Genomic DNA, 24464 nt, shown 5'->3' on the forward strand with positions numbered 1-24464 from the left:
GGTGCGAAGGCCGAAACCGAAGTGAACACATCGGGGTTGTTCAGCGCCAAAGTCAGCGCGCCGTGGCCACCCATCGAATGACCAGTGATGCCGCGTTTGTCGTTAATGGCGAAGTTTTTGGCGATCAGGGCGGGCAATTCATTCAGCACGTAATCATACATCTGGAAATGTGCAGCCCACGGTGCCTCGGTCGCGTTAACATAGAACCCCGCGCCCTGCCCCAAAGCGTAATCATCGTCATCCACCACACCTTCGCCACGCGGTGATGTGTCGGGATAGATCACCGCCATACCGTGCTTGGCCGCGTGTTCCTGCAACGCCGCTTTGGTCATCGCGTTCTCGTGGGTGCAGGTCAGGCCCGACAAATACCACAGCGCCGGAACCGGCCCCGCCTTGGCTTGCGGCGGCAGGTAAACCGCAAAGGTCATGTCGCAATTGCAGGCGGATGATGTGTGTTTGTAGACGCCTTGGATGCCGCCAAAGGCCGCGCTTTCAGATAGGGTTTCCATCAGTAAATCACCACACCCCGAATGGATTTGCCTTCGTGCATCAGATCAAACCCCTTGTTGATATCCTCCAGCGACATGGTGTGGGTGATCATCGGGTCGATTTCGATTTTGCCGTCCATATACCAGTCGACGATTTTCGGAACATCCGTGCGTCCACGCGCCCCGCCAAAGGCTGTGCCGCGCCAGCTGCGCCCTGTGACCAGCTGGAACGGACGGGTGGAGATTTCAGCCCCCGCAGCTGCAACGCCGATGATGATGCTTTCGCCCCAGCCTTTGTGCGCGGCCTCAAGGGCTGTGCGCATCACACCGACATTGCCGGTGGCGTCAAAGGTGTAGTCCGCACCGCCGCCGGTCAGGTCAACCAGATGGGCAACCAGATCACCGGTCACTTTGGTCGGATTGACAAAATCGGTCATGCCGAACTGGGTTGCCATCGGAATACGCGCGTCGTTCAGGTCAACACCGACAATCTGGTCGGCCCCCGCCAGCCGCAACCCCTGCACCACATTCAGACCAATACCACCCAGCCCGAACACAATCGCCGTGCTGCCGATTTCCACCTTGGCCGTATTGATCACCGCCCCAATGCCGGTGGTCACGCCACACCCGATATAACAAATCTTCTCGAACGGTGCATCCTTGCGCACTTTGGCCAGCGCAATTTCCGGCAGAACCGTGTGGTTGGCAAAGGTCGAACACCCCATGTAGTGCAGGATCGGGGTGCCATCCAGCATCGAAAACCGGCTGGTGCCATCGGGCATCACGCCAGCACCTTGGGTTGAGCGGATCGACTGGCAGAGGTTGGTTTTGGGGTTCAGGCAGTAGTCACATTCACGACATTCGGGGGTGTAGAGCGGGATCACATGATCGCCGACTTCAAGGCTGGTCACACCTGCGCCCAGCTCGACCACAACGCCCGCGCCCTCATGGCCCAAAATCGCCGGAAACATCCCCTCGGGGTCATCGCCCGACAGGGTAAACGCATCCGTATGACACAGCCCTGTCGCCTTGATCTCGACCAGAACCTCGCCAGCTTTCGGACCCTCAAGGTTCACTTCCATTATCTCAAGCGGTTTGCCTGCTTCCAATGCAACGGCTGCACGTGTTCGCATGATATATCTCCTCCGGTTTATTCGTGGGCAGAGTGGGGGAAAGCCGCCAGTTATGCAACTAAAAGAAGGTGCGATATTGTATAACAGCAATATTTATAGGCACACTGAGATAGGTTTATTACCGGAGATTTTTATGCGTTTTACAGTTCTAGCAATCCTCGCCCTCGCCGCTTGTGAGCAACCTACACCTCCAACAGTAGACGGCCCCAATGAATGTGGTGCTGTTGGATATCAAAATCTGATCGGCCAATCTGCCGATATATTTGCCAGCATGACATTTCCGGCCCCGATGCGGATTATCAAACCGGGGATGGCGGTGACTATGGATTATAGCCCGACCCGTTTGAATGTTGATCTGGATGCGCAGAACCGGATTGTCCGTTTCTGGTGTGGCTAAAGCCCTTTAATTCCTCCCAGAACCATATCGGTCACAAGGTCCGCATAATCGTCGCGGCTGATCCCTTTGCCGGGGCGGTGCCACATGTAAAACCAGTTAAGCATACCAAACACAGTCATTGTGATAGGGCGCAGGCGGGCGGGGTCTGTCATTGTCTTTGGTGACGCCGCTTGCAAAGTATCGCCCATCACCTGAATTAAGTGCCGTTGCAGGGCCATGAGCGGTTCGCGTTTGTCCAACGGCAGAGCAGTCATCGCATCTGCCTGTAATTTGTGCTCCGCATCCGCATCGCGGTAGGCTAACAGGATTGCACGGACCAATTGCCGTAACCGGTCAGGGTTGTCAGGTACCTGATCAACGGTATCAACAAGATCCGATAAATGGCTATGCAGGATGTCATATAGCAGCGCGTCTTTGCTGCCGTAATAATGATAGATCAGCGCCTTTGACACGCCGCAATGCGCCGCTGCTGCTGTCATCGAGGCACGGTCATACCCGTTGGCGGCAAAATACGCTGCCGCCCCCATGCGGATGGCTGAGCGTTTTTCGGAATGGTCATGCGCTATTCCGCGTGGCATGTGCTATCCCTTTGACCGGTTGTCGATAATTCGCACCGCTTTGCCTTGGCTACGGGCCACGCCACCGGTATCCGCCATTACGACTTTGGCCGAAACACCCACATTGCTTTTGATTTTCCGTGCAAGCTGCTCTGCGGCATGATCTCCACCACTGGCCCCGCTGGCCAATTCCACATGCACCGTCATCTGGTCCATACGCCCCTTGCGATCCAGCTCTATTTGGAAGTGCGGCGCAAGGGCGGAAACGGCCATCAATTGTTCTTCAATCTGGGTCGGAAACACGTTTACCCCGCGCAAGATAATCATATCATCGGTGCGCCCCGTTATTTTCTCCATCCGGCGCATGGACCGCGCCGTGCCCGGCAACAGGCGGGTTAAATCGCGGGTGCGGTAGCGGATAATCGGGAACGCCTCCTTGGTTAGCGATGTGAATACCAACTCGCCCATCTCGCCATCCTCGACCACCGCGCCGGTTTCGGGGTTGATGATTTCAGGGTAAAAATGATCCTCCCAAATGTGCAACCCGTCTTTGGTCTCGACACACTCGTTGGCCACCCCAGGTCCCATCACCTCGGATAGGCCGTAAATATCGACGGCGTTCATGTCAAATGCCGCCTCAATCTCGCCGCGCATGGCGTTGGTCCACGGCTCGGCCCCGAAGATACCGACGTTCAGCGGGCTGTTGCGCGGGTCGCGGCCCTGACGGTTATATTCATCCAGAATGGACAGCATGTAGGACGGGGTGACCATGATGGTCGAGGCGCCGAAATCCTCGATCAACTGCACTTGCCGCGCGGTCATGCCACCCGAAATTGGCACCACCGTGCAGCCCAGTTTCTCGGCGCCATAATGTGCGCCCAACCCGCCGGTGAACAACCCGTACCCATAGGCCACATGCACCACATCGCCCGCCCGCGTGCCGCTGGCCCGCAAGGACCGCGCCACCACGGTGGCCCATGTATCAATATCGCGGGCGGTATAGCCCACCACTGTTGGTTGGCCAGTTGTTCCCGAAGAAGCATGCAGCCGCTGGATTTGTGTGCGTGGCACGGCGAACATGCCGAAGGGGTAATTGTCACGCAAATCCTGCTTCATGGTGAACGGGAATTTGGCCAGATCGGAGAGGGATTTTAGGTCGTCGGGATGCACGCCCGCATCATCGAACGATTTCTTATAGAACGGCACGTTGTCATAGGCGTGGCGCAGTGACCATTTCATCCGCTCCAGTTGTAGCGCTGAAATTTCATCGCGCGAGGCGATTTCAATCGGGTCCAGATCGCTTTTCTTTGGTGTTAAGTCTTTCACGTTGTATCCTCCTAAACCCGTTCCATCACCAGTGATATCCCTTGACCCACACCAATGCACATTGTGCAAAGTGCACGGGTTAGAGCCTGATTTTGCAATTCAATTGCTGCCGTCAGCGCAAGCCGTGCACCGGACATACCCAAAGGATGTCCCAGCGCAATAGCGCCGCCATTCGGGTTCACATGATCCGCATCATCCGGTAGCCCCAGTTGGCGCAGAACCGCTAGGCCTTGAGCCGCAAACGCCTCGTTCAATTCGATCAGATCAATATCACCAATCGACAGGCCCAAACGCGTCAAAAGTTTTTCAGACGCGGGCGCCGGACCGGTCCCCATGATGCGGGGCGGCACACCGGCCGCTGCCATGCCGATGATGCGCGACTTTGGCGTCAGGCTGTATTTTTTCACCGCTGCCGCACTGGCGATAATCATCGCGCAGGCCCCGTCATTGACACCGCTTGCATTGCCCGCTGTCACGCTGCCACCCTCGCGGAACGGGGTGCGCAGGCCCGCTAGTTTTTCCAATGTGGTGGCGCGCGGGTGTTCGTCCGTGTCCACAACCACGGCGTCGCCCTTGCGCTGTGGAATGCTGATCGGCGCGATTTCCTGCGCCATCCGCCCGCCAGCAATCGCCGCTGCCGCCCGTTCCTGCGAGCGCATTGCAAAAGTATCCTGATCCGCCCGCGAGATGTTGAATTCCTCGGCCACATTTTCAGCCGTTTCCGGCATCGAATCCGTGCCGTACTGCGCTGCTAAAACCTTGTTCACAAACCGCCAGCCGATTGTGGTGTCAAACACTTCAGCCCGCCGAGAAAAAGCGGCATCCGGTTTGGGCATCACCATTGGCGCACGGCTCATGCTCTCGACACCACTGGCAATCACCACCTCGGCCTCGCCGCATTTCACCGCTCGCGCCGCCATGCCCACCGCATCCAGCCCCGAGCCGCACAAACGGTTCACCGTTACCGCAGGCACATCCACGTCCAGCCCCGCCAGCAACACGGCCATCCGTGCCACATTGCGGTTGTCTTCACCGGCTTGGTTGGCACATCCGGATATCACCTCATCCACCACCAGCCCGTCCAGCCCCGTCACGCATTCTCGTAACACATGCGCTAGCATATCGTCGGGCCGCACTGATGATAATGCCCCACCGTAGCGGCCAATCGGGGTGCGCACCCCTTCGCAGATAAATGCCTCGGTCATGGTGTCTCCTCAAAATGCTGGCCTTTGATCTGGCGTGATCCGCCGCGAAACTCGGCCACCACGCGCCCGTCGGGGGCGGTGATGGACACATCGTAAATGCCTGACCGTCCAGTCAGGCTGACCTCGCGCGCGGTGGCGGTCAGACGCTCGCCCAACCTTGCCGGACTTAGATAAGTGATCGAGTTTTGTTGCGCCACGACCAGTCGATTGTAGCTGTTGCAGGCAAAGGCAAAGGCGCTGTCGGCCAATGTGTAAATATACCCACCGTGGCAAATTGCGTGGCCGTTCAAATGCTGCGGCGCGACTTCAAACGACATCACCGCCTCGCCTGCGTCCACATGATCCAGCGACATGCCCAGCCATTTAGATGCAGCATCATTCGCCCACATTGCAGCGGCGCTTTTCTCGGCCTTTATCCGTGGTGTCATTCACGCGTCCTCCCTGTGCCCAGCCTGCACAAACCCGACCGAGCGGTCAATAGTGTTGTAATGCCTCGCGGAATCGGTAATCTGGCACAAAGGGAGATGTTGATGCTTGAACCTCGTAGTTTTGCCGCCGGACAATGGGTTGCGCCCGCGGCGGACGCAGCCATTCTGAACAGCCCCGTAACGGGTGCCGTGATTGCACGCGCTGGCGGCGCGACGCTGGATTTTCAGGGGATGATCGACTGGGCCAAGGCCAAGGGTGGCCCTGCATTACGGGAAATGACATTTCATCAACGCGCCAAAATGCTCAAGGCGCTGGCGGCCTATATTGATAGCCGCAAAGAGGAACTATATGCGCTGAACCCGCTTACTGGGGCGACCCGCAAGGACGGCTGGATCGACATTGACGGCGGCATAGGCACGATGTTTGTGTTTGCCTCCAAGGGGCGGCGCGAAATGCCGGACGGGCATGTCTATCTGGATGGCGAAGTCGAGCAGCTATCGCGGAACGGCACATTTCTGGGTCAACACATTGCGTTGCCGCTGCACGGCGTTGCGGTGCATGTCAACGCGTTCAATTTTCCAGTCTGGGGGATGTTGGAAAAACTGGCCCCAGCCCTGTTGGCGGGTGTTCCCTGCATCGTTAAACCCGCCACCCAAACCAGTTTCCTGACCGAAGCCTGCGTGCGGATTATGATGGACAGCGGGTTGTTGCCCGAAGGCGCTGTGCAGTTGATTGTCGGGCGCACCGGGGATTTGTTGGCGCGGCTGGGGGCGCAGGATGTGGTTAGCTTTACCGGCTCGGCCCGCACCGCGCTTGCGTTGCGATCTATGCCCAACATCATCGCCAACGGCACACGGTTTATTGCGGAACAGGACAGTTTGAATGCTTCGATCCTTGGGCTGGATGCGGGTGTGGAAACCCCCGAGTTTGATCTGTTCATCCGTGAGGCCACCACAGAAATGACCACCAAAGCGGGCCAAAAATGCACCGCCATCCGCCGGATGATCGTGCCCGAGCCGCTGATTAATCGGGTGATTGAGGCCTTATCTGCTAAGCTGGAAAAAACCACCATTGGCGATCCCGAAACCGAGGGCGTTCGCATGGGTTCGCTGGTTTCAGCAGCACAAAAAACCGATGTGCTGGAGATGGCCGCACAGATCGGCACCGAGGCGACGCGCGTTTACGGCGATCCCGATCATTTCACCGTCGAGGGTGCAGACCCTGAACAGGGTTTCCTGCCGCCGATGTTGTTTCGCTGCGACGATCCCGACGCCGCCCGCATAGTGCATGAGGTCGAGGCCTTCGGTCCTGTTTCGACCATCTTGCCCTACCGCGACACAGCCCATGCTGCCGATCTGGCCAATCGCGGGCAGGGCAGCCTTGTGGCGTCCGTCATCACCAATGACGCGCAAATCGCCCGCGATATTACACTGGCATCAGCGCACTGGCACGGGCGGCTGTATTTCAACAACCGCACCTCGATGAGCGAGGCAACAGGGCACGGGTCGCCCTTGCCGCACATGGTGCATGGTGGTCCGGGGCGGGCAGGTGGCGGCGAGGAAATGGGCGGCATTCGTGGCGTGATGCATTACATGCAGCGCACCGCCATTCAGGGCAGCCCCGATATTTTGACGGCCATTGGTGGAGTCTGGGTTTCGGGGGCGCAGGAGAAAACCGGCCCGACCCATCCGTTCCAGCGCACCTTTGATCAAATCGAGATTGGCGAGACCCTGCGCACTGACAAACGGGTGGTGACGCTGGACGACATTACGCATTTTGCCCATTTCACCGGTGATACATTCTATGCCCACATGGACGAGGATGCCGCCAAAGCGAACCCGTTCTTCCCCGGTCGTGTGGCGCATGGCTATCTGTTGTTATCGTTTGCGGCGGGACTGTTCGTGCAGCCTGATCCCGGTCCGGTGCTGGCCAATACCGGCATCAATAACCTGACATTCCAGACTCCGGTTAGTCCTGATGATACAATCTACGTGCGTTTGACCGCCAAACGCAAAACCCGCCGCACCGATGAATACGGCGAGGTGCGCTGGAATGCGACGCTGTATAATCAACACGATGAACAGGTTGCTGAATATGAGCTTTTGACGATGGTGGCCTATTCCAGTTAACAAGGCGACATGGATGCATTAGAGCCGCTTATCACCAACCTACATACCGAAGGCCGCCTGCGTGTCTGGTCGCTGGTCGTCACTGTATTTGGCGATGCGGTGCAGCACCGTGGCGGGCGTATTGCGACCCTGCGTTTGCAACATTTACTAGAGCGGGTAGGGGTTGAGGCTGGTGCGTTGCGCACGGCACTCTCAAGGTTAACAAGTGACGGATGGGTTGTGCGCGACCGCGAAGGGCGCAACAGTTTTTACCGGCTTAGCGTGGATGCACAGGCTGAAATCTCGGCCGCATCAGTTGATATTTACGCGGCTCCACTCAGTGGGAAGGTCGGTGAATGGGTGATGGCCAGCGGTGCGATGGCTCCAGACAAAGGCATCGAAGTGGGGACGAACCTTTGGCTGATCCCCGCATATCTGGCCGTTGATATGCCAAACCATATCTGTCTGACGGGCGCGCTGGCGTCATTTCCAGAAAGTTTTGCAAAACAGGTTCTGTCCAAGGCACATCAAAGCGCTCTTATTACTTTGCACAACGATATTGCGGCCCTGAAGGGCGCATACCCCACGCCCCTTGATGCGATGGCAGCAAGGATGCTTTTGATCCACCGCTGGCGCCGGGTCGTTCTGCGGTTTCCTGATGTGCCACCTGAACTATTTCCTGCCGATTTCGTCATATCCAACCCGCGCAAGAGGGTGGCCGATGTGTATGGCCGCCTTGCTGAAAGGTCGGAAACCTGGCTCGATGCTTCAGATCATGGCCTAGCCCCGATGCCCGCCTGCGATGACACCCTCGCGCATCGCTTTAGCTGACAAACAAAAAACCCCGACCATTTTCATGACGGGGCTTAATGTGCGAAAACTGGCTTTGCATCACAAACTGGGTGGGGGCAGATTAATTGCAACACCAAGTCAGCGTTTCACTATGGGGTATCTATCGCGGCCAATACAGGCGCTGAAATGAAAAAGGCGTGGTTTTTGTCCGGCCATTTCAGGACAATTTAGCGACGGGCTTGATTTTATCAGGTGCGCAGGCGAGAGTTTACAGATGAATAACCCGACACCGTTTACATCATTCCCTGCGCAAGTCGCGTTTCAACGCAATGAACTGAATGTTATCATGTCCCTATACGGGCGAATGGTCACCGCCGGAGAATGGCGCGATTACGGCATATCCTGCCTGCGGGAATTTGCGGTTTTTTCGGTGTTTCGTCACACGGCTGAAAACCCATTATACCGGATCGAAAAGCGGCCCAAGCTGCGGCACAAGCAGGGAATGTATTCGGTCGTTGGGATGGACGGGCAGATATTAAAGCGCGGTGCTGATTTGAAACCGGTGCTGCGAGTGCTTGAGAAAAAGCTGATCCGCGCAGTGACCTAAGGTCCTGACCCTAAAGCCGTTTGTGTGATGTCACCGGCCCGTCACCCTGTTCCTTGATCCGTGCAATGCCCTCCTTGATCGGCTCGTATGCCGTCGCCATTGCGCCTGCATTTGCGTGGATCATCGTTTCGCTGTCTACCACCATTGCCACATGGCCCTTCCAGAATAACAAATCGCCGCGCTTCATTTCGGTGTCGTTGGTCAGGTTGCCCAATGTATCTTCCTGCATGTCACTATCCGCAGGGCAGGGTATTCCACACGCCAGTAATGATGCCTGCACCAGCGCCGAACAATCCAGCCCCTCGCGGGAATTGCCGCCCCACAGATAGGGGCTACCCAAAAACAGCGTGGCCACATCGATAGGGTCACTGAATAATGCGCCCACCTCGCGCACATGCGGCTTTGGCACGAAATACCCGTGTGATGTTTCAAGGAACCGTTCGTGCGTGGCGACAATGGTCAGGTAGGATCCGAACGACAGCGCCATCGCTTCGCGGCTTTTGAAATCATTCATGGTGTATAGATGGGTGGCGGGGGCGCTGACCCAATGTGTTGGCTCTTGCATCGGGGCCAGATGGTCGGCGTTGATATAGCCTACATAGCCATCTTTGGCAGCTTGGCCAAAGGCGTGGCTGTCGTGTTCTTCCAGAACTAGAATATGTTCGCCGTATAACGCTTGCCGGTCACGCGGTCCTTGCGGGGTGGCCAGAATATCAGCCACAGGCACCGAAATTTGCCGCCAAACGCCATCGACAAATTTCGCAGCTTCGATCTGCCCTTTCAAATGGGCGGCGGCCACGCGGGTATTTGCAGGGGTCAGGCGCCGATCCGTCATAGGTTTAGCACCTTTGGCAATGCTGCAAGGATCGCCCGCGCCCCTTGTCCTGCGCCACCCTTGGGGCGGGCGGGTGCGGCGGTAGGTTGCCAGCCGTAGATGTCAAAATGGGCATAGCGGGGTGATTGATCAACAAAACGGCGCAAGAACAAGGCCGCTGTTATTGCGCCAGCAAAGCCCCCCTTTGGGGCGTTGTCCAGATCGGCGATGCCGGGTTCGATCATCTTCTCGTAAGGGGTCCAGAACGGCATCCGCCACAGGGGGTCACTGGCCATAGCGCCACCTGTTTCCAGCGCTGTCGCCATATCCTGATCGTCACAGAAATACGGCGCAAGGTCCGGCCCGACGGCGACCCGCGCGGCCCCCGTCAATGTCGCCATTGAAATCAGGCAATCGGGTTTTTCTTCATCCGCCAATGCCAATGCATCGGCCAGCACCAAACGCCCTTCGGCGTCGGTATTGTTAATCTCGACTGTTAGCCCCTTGCGTGATGTCAGGATGTCCTGCGGGCGAAACGCGGCACTGCTGATTGCATTTTCAACGGCGGGCACCAGAACCCGCAGCCGCAGCTTTAGGCCCAGCGTCATGATCATATGCGCCAGACCCAGAACTGTTGCGGCCCCGCCCATATCCTTTTTCATAAGCCCCATGGATGCCCCCGGTTTGATGTTCAAACCACCGGTATCAAAGCACACACCCTTGCCCACCAGTGTCAGGGTCGGCCCCGCATCACCCCATCGCATGTCTAACAGACGCGGCGCTTGGGCCGAAGCACGCCCGACCGCGTGGATCATTGGCAGGTTCTCGGACAACAGCTTGTTCCCTGCAATTACCTTTGCCTTGGCCCCGTGGTTCGCGGCCAGTGCCAGAAACGCGTTTTCCAGATCGCTCGGCCCCATATCCGAGGCAGGCGTGTTGATCAGATCGCGGGTTAAAACCTCGCCTTCTGCAATCGTTTCGATCCGTGTCGCATCAATGCCGTCTGGCGCAATCAATCGGGCCCTTGCCGGTTTCTGGGCGCTATAGCGGCTAAACCGGTATCCGGCCAGCAACCAGCCCAGCGCGGCCTCTTCCAATGCCTCGCCTTCCAACCCCGACTGAATGTGATAGGTGCCCGCGGGCAATGCAGCTGCGGCGTGGGCCAAATGAAACCGCCCACGCGCGCGGGCCACGTCAGTGCCAAACCCGACCGCAACCAGCAGGGCAGCCCCCGTGGCATCAGGAACCAGACATACCTCGCCCAAACCGGCAGCGAACCCCGTTGTATCCAGCCACGTTGAAACATGCGCGGGCTGTTTTTCCAGCCAGTCCGGCAAATCTGCCTGCTGGATGATGAACAAGGGGATCGACGGTGTGTCGCTAGGGGCAAATGCTATGGACATGGTTCGCGGCCTTAATCGGTTTACAGTTCCCGACACCCTAGCCCCTGTGCGCCGCACCGCAAGGGTGGATCAAACAGACAGGTCCTGTAAATCCCAAACCGCGGTTAGCGAACAATCCCCGATCCGCAATAAACGCGCTATCGTTGCGGCCAGCGCAATCGGGTCATTTTCATCCGCACAGTTGCGCACATCCCGCGCAACATCGGCCAATCGCTGCATCCCGACCTGTTCGGCAATACCGATCAGCCCTTTGGCCCCCTTGCGCAGCTCGCGCATCTTGTATGTTTGATACGCCTCATTGATCCGCGTCAGGCGCACGGCCAATTCCTCCATCGCGCGGCACACCACGTCTTGCGCGCCTGCCTCGCCCAATTGCACATAGAGTGCGGCCAGCCGGTCCGAATCCAGCCTCACCTTTTCATCAAACATCAGTGTCATAGTCGTCGCCACGCTTTCACCCTCCGGTTTTATGCCCCCACAACGATTGCGACAATCACCCAAGGTTCCTTAGAAAAGGTTTCGCGCAAGGATAGAAATCGCTCGAATTTTGGATAAATCCAGCATAGTTAGGGTGGAGAATCTGGTTGAACCACAGGAGCGACAGGCATGGATCACGCGAAACCTTTACCGTCCTATCTGGTCAAGCGTTATCAGGGGTGGAAAGCCACTTCTTACGAGGACAATAAAGTCTGGTATCGCCGCCTTGCCGACGAGGGCCAGCGCCCCCGCGCCATGGTGATTTCCTGTTGTGACAGCCGCGTGCATGTCACCTCGATTTTCGGTGCGGATCAGGGCGAATTTTTCATCCACCGCAACATTGCCAATCTGGTGCCGCCCTATGCGCCGGATGGCGACCATCACGGCACCTCGGCCACGGTCGAATTTGCGGTGACCGAACTAAAGGTCGCGCATCTGATTGTGCTGGGCCATTCCAACTGCGGTGGGGTTCAGGGCTGTTACGATATGTGTTCCGGCAATGCGCCCGAGCTTGAGAAAAAATCCAGCTTTGTCGGGCGCTGGATGGATATCCTGCGTCCAGGATTCAACCGTGTTCAAGAGATGGACCTGAACGACGAAAGCGAAGAAAGACAGCAACTGGAAAAGGCGGCGGTTGTGATTTCACTGGAAAACCTGATGACATTCCCGTTTGTCAAAAGCGCGGTTGAAGGCGAAACAATGAGCATCCACGGATTATGGACAGACATAGGCGAAGGCGGCTTGCAGCATTATGACCCTGAAAGCGAAATGTTTGTTGATGTCTGAGGGTATATTGAACCAGCCTTATTGGTGGGATGATACGGACCTGCCCAAGGCACAGATTGCGCAGGGGTCTGACACGCTTCCCGATACGGTTGAAACATTGGTGGTCGGGGCGGGATACAGTGGGTTGTCGGCGGCGTTGACACTGGCCCGCGCTGGGCGCGATGTGGTGGTGGTGGACGCGGATGCGATCGGCTTTGGCTGCTCGTCGCGTAACGGTGGGCAGATCGGGCCATCGTTTCACAAACTGGGGCTGGCGGGGCTGACGGCCTCCTTGGGCCGCGCCAAGGCGCAGGCCATTTTGCGCGAATCCATGAGCACACTGGCATTCCTGAAACAGCGCATCATTGATGATGAAATTGATTGCGATATCCAGCCTGATCTTGGCCGTTTCAAAGGGGCCAGTCGCCCTGCCGATTACGAAGTTCTCGCTCGCGCAACGGAAGAGTTGGATAAATCCATCGGCCTGCGGTTCGAGGTGATCCCGAAGTCAGAGCAGCACAGCCAGATCGGCAGCGACCATTATCATGGCGGGTTGGTTTACCTTGATGACGGGCTGTTGCATCCGGCCAAATACGTGCTGGGTCTGGCCCATAGGGTGCATGAGGCAGGTGCCAAAATCATCGCGCCCGCCCGCGTTACGGGGGTGATGCGTGATGGGGATGGCTTCACCGTTCAGATAGCGGGCAAAACGATCACCGCCCGCGAAGTGCTCATTGCCACCAATGGCTATTCCGGCCCCGAATTGCCGTTCTTTCACCACCGGATCATGCCGATCCGCTCGGCCATTATCGCCACCGAACCGCTAACGCCTGATATGATGAACAGCCTCTTTCCCACGGGGCGCCCCGTGGTCGATACCTCACGCCTTGTGCCCTACTACCGCCCCTCGCCTGATGGCACGCGGGTGGTATTTGGCGGACGCGCCTTTGATCCGAACGATAAGCCACAAAACTATGTCCCAGACCTAAAGCGCCTAATGACACGCGTGTTCCCGCAACTTAGCGATACCAAAGTCACCCACGCATGGTCGGGCACCGTTGCTTATCCTTTCGATCACGCCCCGCATCTGGGTCGCCATGACGGGCTATACTATGTGATGGGGTATTGCGGGTCGGGCGTTGGGCGGGCCAGTTTTTATGGACACAAAGTGGCGCAGAAAATGCTGGGGCAAACGGGTGGAAAAACCGAGATTGACGGGCTGGATTTTCCTACTCGTCCCTTTTATCGTGGAAAACCGTGGTTTCTGCCCGCCGTGCTGCGCTGGCATTCCATGATGGACCGGCTGGGCCGCTAAACGGCCTCTGAAAAACTGTCCTTGGGCGTGTGCAGGCGCACATGGCGTAGAAAATGGCGGGCGGCTTGGGACAACGGTCGGTGGTCGGGCGCGACAAAATATGTCTGGTAGGAAATCGCCGACGCAAAGGGGCGGAACACCACATCATCGTTTTCGCTTTGGGTGGACGGGAACGGGTTGACCACCGCAAGCCCGACTTCCAGCCGCACCAGCTCAATCGCCGCCGTTGAACTGGACACTTCGGACACCACTTTTGGCACCGATCCGGCCTCGAGCAACAGTTTATCCAGCTGCGCACGCCGCGCATGGCGGTAGTTGAACCCGATCAGGCTTTCACCGTGCAAATCTTCGGGCCGGATTACATCCAGCGCCGCAAGCGGATGGCCCGCAGGCATAACGCACGCCGCCGCTGCCTTGCGAAACGGGATCAGTTTGGCACCGGCACTGGTTGGCTCGACCCCGATAATGCCCAGATCATATTTATCGGCCTGTACCCCCGCGATCACATCCACCGATGTGCCGATTTCCAGATTCAAAAATGTTTCGGAGCGGGTTTTCAGGAAGCTCGCCATATGGCCGACGATAAAATGGTTGGCAAAGGTCGGCGGTGCAATCAGGCGCAAGTTCTCGCGCGGCGTTTCCGATGGGCCGTCGATATTGTCTAACGCATAAAACAGCGCATCCAGTCGGGTGTTCAGACGCACGGCGGCACTGGTCGGTTTCAGCCGTCCGGACTCCCGTTCAAATAACGTGGTGCCAATGCGTGATTCCAGATTGGTCAGGGACCGCGATACAGCAGACTGTGACAGCCCCAACCGACGCGCCGCCGAAGCCGTCGTATTGCCTTCCATCATTGCGCGCAGGGCTTGGTATTCAGGCAGCGAGTGCCAGGATTTTCGCATCGGTTCACCACTTTATATCATTGATCTATGAGAATAACTCATTGCTATGCCTATGGCTAATGTAAACTTGCTTGCTAAGGTGTTGTATCCATTGGGGGGATTCTTTGTTGTCATTAAATGAGCCGATGATATTTGACGGGCATAACGATGTCCTGCTCAAGTTGTTGATCAACGGGGGTGTCGATGCCGCGCCCAACTTTATTTTGGGGCGGGATGGGCATATCGACATTCCACGCGCAAATATCGGCGGGTTTGGCGGCGGATTTTTCGCGCTTTATGTGCCCTCGCCCTATGACATTGTATCCAAAGATGACAGATACGCCGAAATGAACCACCCCGCTTATGATCTGCCGCTACCTGCCCCTGTGACGCAGGAAACAGCCCTGCCCGTGGTGATGGAAGAAATCGCTATTCTTTTGCGTTTGCAGGAATTGGGCGCGGTTAAAATCTGCCATACAACCGATGATCTGCGCGACTGCTTTGCCGCGGGTAAAATGGCGGCAATCATGCATATGGAAGGTGCCGAAGCGATCGACGCTGACCTGCATGTTCTGGATGTTCTCTATGCTGCCGGACTGCGATCCCTTGGGCCAGTCTGGAGCAGGCCAACGATCTTTGGCCACGGGGTGCCGTTCAGGTTCCCATCCGATGGCGATACCGGTGACGGGCTGACCGAGGCTGGGTTCAGGCTGGTCAAACGCTGTAATGAACTGGGTATCATGCTGGACCTTTCGCATCTTAACGAGGCGGGGTTCTGGGATATTGCCAAACATTCCGACGCGCCACTGGTTGCGACCCACTCAAATGTCCATGCGATTTGCGAACACGCCCGCAATCTGACCGACAAACAACTGGACGCGATTGCCGAAAGTGATGGAATGGTCGGGCTGAATTATGCCTGCGCCTTCCTGCGGCCAGACGGGCAGATGCAACCTGATGTTGGTCTAGAGGTTATGCTACAGCATCTGGATTATTTGATCGACAAGCTGGGCGAAGACCGCGTCGGGCTTGGCTCGGATTTTGACGGAGCGATGGTGCCCGAAGGCATTACCGATGTCGCCGGATTAAACAATTTACGCGACGCGATGAAAGCACATGGATATAATGATACCCTGATGAAGAAACTGTGCCATGAAAACTGGCTGCGGGTTCTGGAAAAAACATGGGACAAAAACTGAGGCAAAAGCAGGCAAACCTGCAAGAGTAACAATAATCAATCAGAGAGGACTAAACAATGAAACCAATTAGAAATATTATGGCCAGCGTGGTCATGGGCTTTGCGGCATCAATGGTCGCCTTGCCCGTCGTGGCAGAAACGCCAGCGAACATGCTGGTGATCGCCAACCGGATTGACGATATCACAACGCTTGATCCGGCCGAAAGCTTTGAATTTGCCGGCTCGGATGTTAGCCGCAATGTGTATGGCAAGCTGGTTAACTTTGACCCGCTAAATCTGGACGCGGGCTATGGCCCCGATCTGGCCGCCAGCTGGACAGTTTCCGAGGATGGCAAAACCATCACATTCACCATGCGTGAAGGCGTGAAGTTCCATTCGGGCAACCCTGTGCGCGCCGAAGATGCGGCATGGTCGCTGCAACGCGCGGTGATCCTGAACAAAACGCCGTCGTTCATCCTGACGCAGTTCGGCTTTACCGCTGATAACGCCATGGACATGATCAAGGCCGAGGGCAACACCGTCTCGATCACCACCGACAAGCGTTATGCGACGTCGTTCGTGTTGAACTGCCTGACATCCACCATTGGCGGTATCGTCGACAAAGAAACTGCAATGGCCAACGAGGCCGATGGCGACATGGGCAACACATGGCTGAAAACCAACACAGCCGGTTCTGGCGCTTACTCGCTGGTCAGCTGGAAGCCAAATGAATCCGTGACCCTGCAATCCAACCCTGATTTCTATCTGGGTGCACCTGCAATGGAACGCGTTGTTGTGCGCCACGTTCAGGAAAGTTCAACCCAGCGCCTGATGCTGGAGCGCGGCGATATTGACATTGCCCGCAATTTGAACCCTGATGATGTGGCGGGTATCACCGGCGAAGATGGCATTGCTGTTGATAGCGCACTGCGTGGTCGGTTGATGTATATCTCGCTGAACCAGAAACACCCAGTTCTGAGCAAACCAAAAGTGATCGAAGCGATCAAGTATCTGGTTGACTATGAAGGCATGCAAAACAGCTTTCTGAAGGGTCAGTATGTGATCCACCAGAATTTCCTGCCAGCCACTTATCTGGGGGCTGTGGATGAAAACCCGTTCAGCCTGAACATCGAGAAAGCCAAAGCACTGCTGGCCGAAGCCGGAGTTGAAGGCTTGGAAATCGAAGTGGGTGTGCGCGAAGCGCAGGAACGCATTGAGATCGCACAATCCCTGCAAAACACATTCGGGCAGGCTGGTATCAAGCTGAACATCACCGTGGGCACCGCCAAACAGATCCTTGGCCGCTACCGTGCGCGCGAACTGGATATGTATATGGGTGCCTGGGGTCCGGATTACCCTGATCCACACACAAATGCTGGCACATTTGCCTATAACCCCGTCAACACAGACGAGGCCAAAGCAACAGGTCTGCTGGCATGGCGCAATGCATGGGACACTGGTGGGTTGACAGCTAAAGTTTCGGCTGCCGTTGAAGAAGGCGACCGTGATGTGCGGGCAAAAATGTATGCCGACATTCAGGCTGAATTCCGCGACATCGCACCGTTTGCTGTTCTGTATCAGAAGATCGAACAAACAGGTCGTGCGGATAGTGTTGCCAACCTGAATCTGGGTGGCGCGATTACAGCTGTGTCTTACTGGAAAGTCACCAAGTAAATGGCGATGGCTGATAATAACGGACAGGGGCGGCGCCAGTCGCCCCTCTCCTCGCCCGCCTTGATCCTGACGTTCAAAACCATTGGCTCGATCATCATCACGATGCTGGGTCTGGCGTTTATCACCTTTATCATCGGTCGTGTGATGCCGATTGATCCGGTGCTGTCGATTGTCGGCGAGCAGGCGAGCAAATCAACTTATGACGATGCCTATGCGGCATTGGGCTTGGACAAGCCGATAATAGTCCAGTTTTTCATCTACATTTGGGAAGTTCTGCACGGTGACTTTGGCACCTCGTTGCTCACGGCCCGCCCCGTTGCCGACGACCTTATTCGCGTCTTCCCCGCCACGCTGGAACTGGCCACATTGGGCACCATAATGGGTGTCACACTGGGTGTGCCGCTGGGGGTTATGGCCGCGGTTAACAAAGGATCATGGTTCGATCAGATCGCCCGCGTTGTGGCGCTGGTCGGGTATTCCATGCCGATCTTCTGGCTGGGCCTGATGGGGCTGCTGGTATTTTACGGCATCCTTGGCTGGGTCGGAGGACCGGGCCGTGTTGATATTTTCTACGCCGATATTGTGCCATCCGTCACCGGCATGATCCTGCTGGATTCAATCATTGACGGCAACTGGGATGTGTTCTGGAACGCGATGACCCACATCATCCTGCCCGCCACCATCCTTGGCTACTATTCACTGGCCTATATCAGCCGGATGACGCGGTCCTTCATGCTGGAACAAATGAGCGCCGAATATATCACCACCGCTAGGGTCAAAGGGCTGCCGGAACGTACGGTGATCTGGGGCCATGCCTTCAAGAATATCCTTGTGCAGCTGGTCACAGTGATCGCGCTCAGTTACGCCAACCTGCTTGAGGGATCGGTGCTGACCGAGATCATCTTCTCATGGCCCGGCATCGGCTCCTACATCACCACGGCGTTGCTGTCCGCCGATATGAACGCCGTTCTGGGCGGCACCATTGTGGTTGGGCTGATCTTTGTGCTGCTGAATATTTTCTCAGACTTGCTGTATCGCGTCTTTGACCCGAGGGCGAAATGATGGACACAAATATGCAAAAACCGACCCTGCGCGAATGGCTGCTGACCGACACACCAACATCACGACGCCACGCGCGTTATGCAGCACTCTATACCGGCTGGCTGACGCTAAAGGGCAATACGATGGCGATGGTCGGGCTGGGCATTCTGATCGTGCTGTTGCTGATGGCCGCCTTTGCGCCGTTGCTCGCGCCAATGGATCCGTTCGTGCAAAATCTTGCGGGCCGCTTGCAGCCGATTGGCGCCGAGGGACATATCCTTGGCACTGATAGCCTAGGGCGCGATCTGCTGAGCCGCGTGATCTATGGCTCGCGTATCACCTTATACATCGTCACGCTGGTGGCGCTTATTGCGCCCATCGTCGGGCTGCTGGTCGGCACCATTGCCGGATATACTGGGGGCATTGTCGATGCGGTTTTGATGCGGATCACCGATATTTTCCTTGCCTTCCCGCGTCTGGTTCTGGCGCTGGCCTTTGTCGCCGCGCTGGGCGCTGGCATTGAAAATGCGGTGCTGGCAATCTCGCTCACCGCATGGCCGCCTTATGCGCGGATCGCGCGGGCCGAAACGCTGACCATCCGCAACTCCGACTATATCGCGGCGGTGAAATTGCAGGGTGCTGGTGCAATGCGAATCATCACCAAACACATCTGGCCGCTGTGTATTTCCTCGCTGATCGTGCGGGTCACACTGGACATGGCGGGTGTTATTCTGGCCGCTGCGGGTCTTGGTTTCCTTGGCCTTGGTGCCCAACCACCATCCCCCGAATGGGGCGCGATGATTTCGGAAGGGCGCAAGTTTATTCTAGATCACTGGTGGGTTGCCACCGTACCCGGCCTCGCCATTTTCACAGTCTCGCTCGGCTTCAACCTGCTGGGCGACGGTCTGCGCGATGTGCTGGACCCCAAAGAAGGAGGCCACTCATGACCAACCTTCTGGATGTCAAAAACCTGCGCGTCACCTTCCCGACCCGCCAAGGCGAATTTGAAGCGGTGCGCGGGGTGTCGTTCACGCTGGGCCAGGAACGGCTGGGGATTGTCGGCGAAAGCGGCTCTGGTAAATCCCTGACGGGGCGCGCCATTTTGCGGCTGATCCGCAAGCCCGGACGGGTGCAGGCCGACAAGATGGAACTGCATGGCCGTGATCTGATGGCCATGACGGAAAAGCAGATGCAGGGCGTGCGCGGGCAGGAAATTTCGATGGTCATGCAAGACCCGAAATTCTCGCTCAATCCGGTGATGACGATTGCTGCCCAGATCATGGAAATCTACCGCTTTCATACCGGCGCCAGCAAAAAGGCCGCCCGCGCCAAAGCAATCGAAATGCTCGAGGCGGTGTCGATCCGCGACCCTGAACGGGTGATGAAATCTTATCCGCACGAAATGTCAGGCGGCATGGGGCAGCGCATTATGATTGCAATGATGCTGGTGACGGAGCCCAAGATTTTGATCGCGGATGAACCCACTTCGGCGCTGGACGTATCGGTGCAAACCCAAGTGCTTTCGATCATTGATCGGCTGGTGCGCGAACGGGGCATGGGGCTGATTTTTATCAGCCACGACCTGAACCTAGTGTCGACCTTTTGCGACCGCGTGCTAATCATGTATGCGGGCCGCGTGGTCGAGGTGCTGGACGCCAAAAACCTGCATGACGCCAAACACCCCTACACCCGTGGATTGCTTGGATCACTGCCGCGCATTGATGATCCCAAAGCGCGGCTCGAGGTATTGAAACGGGATGACGCATGGCGCGAAACCCCCAGCGTGAGTGGTCGGATATGAGCCGGATACATATTGAAAACCTGAACGTCTGGTTTGGGGAACGTGACGAACGGGTGGATGCCGTTAAGGGCGCGACGATTGATGTTCCAAGCGGTGCCAGCTTCGGGCTGGTCGGCGAGAGTGGTTCGGGCAAATCCACCATTCTGCGGGCGTTGGTCGGGCTGGTTCCAACATGGTCTGGCAAAATGTCGGTTGGTGATTTGGAGCTGGGCAAGAAACGGCCAAAGACATTCTACAAAGACGTGCAAATGGTGTTTCAAGACCCCTACGCGTCTTTGCATCCGCGCCATTCCGTGGATCAGGTGTTGGGTGAAACCCTGTCGCTACATGGCTTCAAAGATATCGACAACCGCATTATGAAGCTGCTGGATGACGTTGGCCTTGGCCCTACGTTCCGGTTTCGCTATCCGCACCAATTGTCGGGCGGCCAACGCCAGCGGGTTGCGATTGCGCGTGCGCTTGCACCCGAACCGACAGTGCTGCTGCTAGACGAACCAACCTCGGCGCTGGACGTATCCGTGCAAGCCGAAGTGTTAAACCTGTTGGCTGACTTGCGCGAGGAACACAAGTTAACCTACCTGATGGTAAGTCACAATCTGGCTGTGGTCGCGCATATGTGCGACGCAACAGCCGTGATGCAAAACGGCGAGATTGTCGAAATTTTGACCGTCGAAGATATGCGAGGGATGGAGCCTACACACCCCTACACCAAACACCTGCTGGATTCATCCTTCGGGTATAAACCGGACGAGGCCCAATCCGCATGAGCCGTAAAACTGCCATCGTCACAGGGGCCGCCCGCGGCATCGGATTGGCCACCACCCGCTTGTTTCTGGACGAGGGCCGTCAGGTCGCAATGATTGACCGCGACGCGGACGAGTTGATGAAAGTGGCGGACGGGTTGAAAAACGTGCTGCCGATCATTTGTGATGTGTCGCAACCCGATGAAGTTACGGCAATGATGGCGCGGGTTTCAGATGAAATGGGCCGCGTGGATGCATTGGTGAACAACGCGGGCGTTGCTGCGTTTGAACCGATTGGTCAAACTGATTTTGAAACATGGCGCACAGTGATGGAGACCAATCTGGACGGCGTGTTTTTATGTTCGCAAGCCGCCATTCCGATAATGGCCAAACACGGTGGCGCGATTGTAAACATCGCCTCGATTTCGGGCCTTAGGGCCAGCACGTTGCGGGTCGCTTATGGCACCTCGAAGGCGGCAGTGATCCAGTTGACCAAACAGCAGGCGGCCGAATTGGGCGAACAGGGCATCCGCGCCAACTGTGTCGCCCCCGGACCCGTGGCAACCAAACTGGCGCTGGCAGTGCACGCGCCTGAAATTCGCGCCGCTTATTACGACGCAATTCCGCTGAACCGCTACGGCACCGAGGATGAAATCGCGCAAGTGATTGTGTTCTTGTGCTCGGACAAGGCCAGCTTTGTCACCGGACAGGTCATTGCCGCTGATGGCGGGTTTGATGCGACAGGGGTAGGGTTGCCCGCATTGCGCAAAGAGTGATCTAACCTGTTCCGATTACCAGACGGATGGCAAAGGCAACTGTTGTCAGGGCCAGCACGCTGGCAATCCATATTCCGGCAAACCAGAGCAGGCGGCGGGTAAGGCTGTGATGTGTCATCAGTGGTATCCTTCGCCAGGTTTTACTTTGCCACGGAACACCCAATAGGCGTATCCGGTGTATCCAAGGATCAGTGGCACGAGCGCCAAAGTGCCATATAGGGTGAACCGCAGACTGGAGTCAGGGGCTGCGGCCTCCCAAATGCTGACCGAGGGTGGCACGATGTTGGGGTAAAAACTGATCCCCACACCGATAAAGCTGACTACAAATATCAGCAAGGATGCGATGAAGGGGCGCGCCTCGTGACCGGCTTTAAGGCTGCTGAACAACAGCCATGTCAGGGCCATCATCACCAGCGGCACTATCATTGTATACAGGCTGCCGGGCAGATTGAACCAGCGTTGGAAATAGACCGGATCCTGAAATGGGGTCAGAATCGAAATGGTGCCAATCGCCGCCAGTGTGATCATGCCTAGAAAATAGGCCTTGTCCCGCATGCTTTGTTGCAAATCACCTTCGGTTTTCAGGATCAGCCATGTGGACCCCAATAAAGCGTAACCGGCAATAACAGACAGACCAGTCAGCACGGTGAACGGGCTAAGCCAATCCCACCAGCCACCGGCATAGGCGCGGTCCACCACTTTGATGCCCTGCACCAATGCGCCAAGGATGATGCCCTGCATCATTGCGGCAATCGCGGAACCAGCGGCAAAGCCGACCTCCCACACCGGCTTCCAGCGTTTGGTGCGGCCACGGTACTCAAAGGCCACGCCACGAAATATCAGCGCCAGTAACATGGTGATGATCGGCATGTATAGGGCGGGCAGGATGATCGAATAGGCCAGCGGAAATACCGCCAGCAACCCACCACCGCCAAGAATCAGCCATGTTTCGTTGCCATCCCAGACCGGCGCGATAGAGTTCATCATCAGGTCTTTGTCCTGTTCCGATCTGGCAGATGGAAACAGGATGCCAACTCCCAAATCGAACCCGTCGAGGATAACATAGGTCAGCACGGCAAAGGCGATAATACCGGCCCAGATGAATGGTAGATCGAACAGCATTGCGGCCTCCTATCCGTTTACGGTTTGTGTCAGGGGTGGGGTGTCGGGCGCAGGTGTATCCGGCGCGTGGCCCATCAAGCGCAGGATGTAAAACGTCCCTGCGCCAAAAACGAAGAAGTACACCCAGATGAACGCCAGCAGCGACGCCGCCACCGCAGGGGCATCCACCGGCGCAATCGAATCCACTGTCCGAAGCACCCCATAGACTGTAAAGGGTTGCCGCCCAACTTCGGTGGTGATCCATCCGGCCAGCACAGCGACGAAACCGGTTGGCCCCATCAAAACCGAAACGCGATGTAGCCAGCGGTCCTGATACAGCCCGCCGCGCAAACGCCGCCACAGGCTCCAACCGCCCACACCCAGCATGGCAAAGCCGATAGCGATCATGATACGAAAAGACCAGAACAAGACCGCGACAGGCGGCTCATCCTCGTCTGTCACTGTGTCCAGCCCCGCGAGCGGTGCATTCAGATCGTGCTTAAGGATCAGACTGGACAATTTCGGAATTTGAATAGCGTAGTCGATGCGTTTTTCTTTGGCGTTAGGGATGCCGAACAGGATCAGCGGCGCGCCGTCAGGGTGGCTGTCGTAATGGCCCTCCATTGCCATCACCTTGGCGGGCTGGTGTTCCAACGTGTTCAGTCCGTGGGCATCACCCGCAATGATCTGGATCGGGGTCACAATCGTCGCCATCCACATTGCCATCGAAAACATCCGCATGGTTGCGCCGTTACCGCGATCCCGTAACAGATGCCACGCCGCGACACCGGCCACGACAAACGATGTAGTCAGAAAAGCAGCCAGCACCATATGCACCAGCCGGTAAGGGAAGGACGGGTTAAAGATGATTGCCCACCAGTCTTCCGGTGTAAATTGACCGACCTCGTTAATGGAATACCCTGCAGGGGTTTGCATCCATGAGTTTGCCGACAGGATCCATGTCGCCGACATCAATGTGCCAACGGCCACCATTGTGGTCGCGAACATATGCAAACGTGGCCCGACCTTTTCGCGGCCAAACAGCATGATGCCCAGAAATCCAGCCTCTAGAAAAAAGGCCGACAACACTTCGTAGGCCAGCAACGGGCCAAGGATCGGACCGGTTTTATCTGCAAATACGCTCCAGTTGGTGCCGAATTGGTAAGACATTACAATGCCCGAAACCACACCCATGCCGAACACCACCGCGAATATCTTCTTCCAGTATTCAAACAATGTCAGATAGGTGCCGTCCCGTGTGCGCAGCCACAGTGCGTTCAGAACCGTCAGGAAACTGGCCAGCCCGATCGAAAAGGCTGGAAAGATGATGTGAAACGAGATGGTAAAGGCGAATTGTGCCCGTGCCAAAGCCTCTGCTGTGAACCCATCCAACATGGCGATATCCTATAGTTATATTCATCATATATATTTAATATATATGTTTAATAGCGGTG

General features: G+C 56.7%; 26 protein-coding genes. 13 read left to right on the forward strand and 13 right to left on the reverse strand.

Annotated elements, in window-relative coordinates; all coding sequences use genetic code 11:
- Positions 1-509: alpha/beta hydrolase-fold protein (locus ACWB12_RS01730; protein WP_479528331.1), on the reverse strand; the 509-nt coding region annotated here is incomplete at its 3' end.
- Positions 509-1621, reverse strand: coding sequence for an S-(hydroxymethyl)glutathione dehydrogenase/class III alcohol dehydrogenase (locus tag ACWB12_RS01735; RefSeq protein WP_479528332.1), 1113 nt, complete (start codon positions 1619-1621; stop codon positions 509-511). The genes ACWB12_RS01730 and ACWB12_RS01735, both read right to left, overlap by 1 nt.
- Positions 1622-1754: 133 nt before the next feature.
- On the opposite strand from ACWB12_RS01735, the gene ACWB12_RS01740 reads away from it, so the two are divergent.
- Positions 1755-2018 (forward strand): I78 family peptidase inhibitor, encoded by a 264-nt coding sequence (locus tag ACWB12_RS01740; RefSeq protein WP_479528333.1) that lies wholly within the window; start codon positions 1755-1757, stop codon positions 2016-2018.
- Here the strand turns inward: ACWB12_RS01740 and ACWB12_RS01745 are convergent.
- The 4 genes from ACWB12_RS01745 to paaI are packed head-to-tail and all read right to left on the reverse strand — an operon-like array spanning position 2015 to position 5534.
- Complete coding sequence (locus ACWB12_RS01745; protein WP_479528334.1) at positions 2015-2596, reverse strand: TetR/AcrR family transcriptional regulator; 582 nt, start codon at positions 2594-2596, stop codon at positions 2015-2017. The two genes, ACWB12_RS01740 and ACWB12_RS01745, sit on opposite strands and share 4 nt — an antisense overlap.
- A 3-nt stretch (positions 2597-2599) precedes the next feature.
- A complete protein-coding gene (paaK, locus tag ACWB12_RS01750) occupies positions 2600-3901 on the reverse strand; it encodes a phenylacetate--CoA ligase PaaK (RefSeq protein ID WP_479528335.1) in 1302 nt (433 codons plus the stop codon).
- An 11-nt stretch (positions 3902-3912) separates the two neighbouring features.
- Positions 3913-5106 carry a 3-oxoadipyl-CoA thiolase gene (pcaF, locus tag ACWB12_RS01755; protein ID WP_479528336.1) on the reverse strand — a complete coding sequence of 398 codons (1194 nt, stop codon included), beginning with the start codon at positions 5104-5106 and terminating at the stop codon, positions 3913-3915.
- Positions 5103-5534 carry a hydroxyphenylacetyl-CoA thioesterase PaaI gene (gene paaI / locus ACWB12_RS01760; RefSeq protein WP_479528337.1) on the reverse strand — a complete coding sequence of 144 codons (432 nt, stop codon included), beginning with the start codon at positions 5532-5534 and terminating at the stop codon, positions 5103-5105. The genes pcaF and paaI overlap by 4 nt, the downstream gene beginning before the upstream one ends.
- A 96-nt stretch (positions 5535-5630) precedes the next feature.
- Between paaI and paaZ the strand changes: the two genes are divergently transcribed.
- The 3 genes from paaZ (at position 5631) to ACWB12_RS01775 (ending at position 9042) form a co-directional block, all read left to right on the forward strand.
- Entirely contained in the window at positions 5631-7664 is a 2034-nt protein-coding gene (gene paaZ / locus ACWB12_RS01765) for a phenylacetic acid degradation bifunctional protein PaaZ (RefSeq protein ID WP_479528338.1), read from the forward strand.
- A 9-nt stretch (positions 7665-7673) separates the two neighbouring features.
- Positions 7674-8474, forward strand: a complete 801-nt coding sequence (locus ACWB12_RS01770) for a PaaX family transcriptional regulator C-terminal domain-containing protein (RefSeq protein WP_479528339.1) — start codon at positions 7674-7676, stop codon at positions 8472-8474.
- A gap of 235 nt (positions 8475-8709) precedes the next feature.
- Positions 8710-9042 (forward strand): DUF2794 domain-containing protein, encoded by a 333-nt coding sequence (locus ACWB12_RS01775; RefSeq protein ID WP_479528340.1) that lies wholly within the window; start codon positions 8710-8712, stop codon positions 9040-9042.
- A gap of 10 nt (positions 9043-9052) precedes the next feature.
- Here ACWB12_RS01775 and ACWB12_RS01780 read toward each other — a convergent pair whose 3' ends face one another.
- The 3 genes from ACWB12_RS01780 to ACWB12_RS01790 form a co-directional block, all read right to left on the reverse strand.
- On the reverse strand, positions 9053-9877 hold the full coding sequence (locus ACWB12_RS01780; protein ID WP_479528341.1) for a C40 family peptidase: 825 nt from the start codon (positions 9875-9877) through the stop codon (positions 9053-9055).
- Positions 9874-11259 carry a leucyl aminopeptidase family protein gene (locus ACWB12_RS01785; RefSeq protein WP_479528342.1) on the reverse strand — a complete coding sequence of 462 codons (1386 nt, stop codon included), beginning with the start codon at positions 11257-11259 and terminating at the stop codon, positions 9874-9876. The genes ACWB12_RS01780 and ACWB12_RS01785 overlap by 4 nt, the downstream gene beginning before the upstream one ends.
- A 69-nt stretch (positions 11260-11328) precedes the next feature.
- Positions 11329-11697 carry a hypothetical protein gene (locus tag ACWB12_RS01790; RefSeq protein ID WP_479528343.1) on the reverse strand — a complete coding sequence of 123 codons (369 nt, stop codon included), beginning with the start codon at positions 11695-11697 and terminating at the stop codon, positions 11329-11331.
- Positions 11698-11865: 168 nt separating this feature from the next.
- Between ACWB12_RS01790 and ACWB12_RS01795 the strand changes: the two genes are divergently transcribed.
- Both ACWB12_RS01795 and ACWB12_RS01800 read left to right on the forward strand, forming a co-directional pair.
- The gene (locus ACWB12_RS01795; protein WP_479528344.1) at positions 11866-12522 is read left to right on the forward strand and encodes a carbonic anhydrase; all 657 of its coding nucleotides are present in this window, start codon (positions 11866-11868) and stop codon (positions 12520-12522) included.
- A 7-nt stretch (positions 12523-12529) separates the two neighbouring features.
- Positions 12530-13816 carry an NAD(P)/FAD-dependent oxidoreductase gene (locus ACWB12_RS01800; RefSeq protein WP_479528345.1) on the forward strand — a complete coding sequence of 429 codons (1287 nt, stop codon included), beginning with the start codon at positions 12530-12532 and terminating at the stop codon, positions 13814-13816.
- Here the strand turns inward: ACWB12_RS01800 and ACWB12_RS01805 are convergent.
- The gene (locus ACWB12_RS01805; protein WP_479528346.1) at positions 13813-14718 is read right to left on the reverse strand and encodes a LysR substrate-binding domain-containing protein; all 906 of its coding nucleotides are present in this window, start codon (positions 14716-14718) and stop codon (positions 13813-13815) included. The genes ACWB12_RS01800 and ACWB12_RS01805 overlap by 4 nt on opposite strands.
- 125 nt (positions 14719-14843) lie before the next feature.
- Between ACWB12_RS01805 and ACWB12_RS01810 the strand changes: the two genes are divergently transcribed.
- The 7 genes from ACWB12_RS01810 (at position 14844) to ACWB12_RS01840 (ending at position 21909) form a co-directional block, all read left to right on the forward strand.
- A complete protein-coding gene (locus tag ACWB12_RS01810) occupies positions 14844-15896 on the forward strand; it encodes a dipeptidase (protein WP_479528359.1) in 1053 nt (350 codons plus the stop codon).
- Positions 15897-15988: 92 nt separating this feature from the next.
- A complete protein-coding gene (locus ACWB12_RS01815; protein WP_479528360.1) occupies positions 15989-17548 on the forward strand; it encodes an ABC transporter substrate-binding protein in 1560 nt (519 codons plus the stop codon).
- Complete coding sequence (locus tag ACWB12_RS01820) at positions 17549-18610, forward strand: ABC transporter permease (RefSeq protein ID WP_479528347.1); 1062 nt, start codon at positions 17549-17551, stop codon at positions 18608-18610.
- Between the two features lie 11 nt (positions 18611-18621).
- The gene (locus tag ACWB12_RS01825; protein WP_479528348.1) at positions 18622-19536 is read left to right on the forward strand and encodes an ABC transporter permease; all 915 of its coding nucleotides are present in this window, start codon (positions 18622-18624) and stop codon (positions 19534-19536) included.
- Positions 19533-20390, forward strand: a complete 858-nt coding sequence (locus ACWB12_RS01830; RefSeq protein WP_479528349.1) for an ABC transporter ATP-binding protein — start codon at positions 19533-19535, stop codon at positions 20388-20390. Before ACWB12_RS01825 ends, ACWB12_RS01830 begins: the two co-directional genes overlap by 4 nt.
- Positions 20387-21157 carry an ABC transporter ATP-binding protein gene (locus ACWB12_RS01835; protein ID WP_479528361.1) on the forward strand — a complete coding sequence of 257 codons (771 nt, stop codon included), beginning with the start codon at positions 20387-20389 and terminating at the stop codon, positions 21155-21157. The genes ACWB12_RS01830 and ACWB12_RS01835 overlap by 4 nt, the downstream gene beginning before the upstream one ends.
- Positions 21154-21909, forward strand: a complete 756-nt coding sequence (locus ACWB12_RS01840; protein WP_479528350.1) for an SDR family NAD(P)-dependent oxidoreductase — start codon at positions 21154-21156, stop codon at positions 21907-21909. The genes ACWB12_RS01835 and ACWB12_RS01840 overlap by 4 nt, the downstream gene beginning before the upstream one ends.
- Before the next feature lies 1 nt (position 21910).
- Here ACWB12_RS01840 and ACWB12_RS01845 read toward each other — a convergent pair whose 3' ends face one another.
- From ACWB12_RS01845 to ACWB12_RS01855, 3 genes are read right to left on the reverse strand one after another with little or no spacing between them, the layout of a single operon-like run.
- Positions 21911-22027 carry a DUF2474 family protein gene (locus ACWB12_RS01845; RefSeq protein WP_479528351.1) on the reverse strand — a complete coding sequence of 39 codons (117 nt, stop codon included), beginning with the start codon at positions 22025-22027 and terminating at the stop codon, positions 21911-21913.
- Positions 22027-23031, reverse strand: a complete 1005-nt coding sequence (gene cydB, locus ACWB12_RS01850; protein WP_479528352.1) for a cytochrome d ubiquinol oxidase subunit II — start codon at positions 23029-23031, stop codon at positions 22027-22029. Before cydB ends, ACWB12_RS01845 begins: the two co-directional genes overlap by 1 nt.
- Before the next feature lie 9 nt (positions 23032-23040).
- Positions 23041-24405: a cytochrome ubiquinol oxidase subunit I gene (locus ACWB12_RS01855; protein WP_479528353.1), complete on the reverse strand. Its 1365-nt coding sequence runs from the start codon at positions 24403-24405 to the stop codon at positions 23041-23043.
- Positions 24406-24464 lie beyond the last annotated feature (59 nt).

It is taken from the genome of Profundibacter sp., from assembly GCF_056498605.1.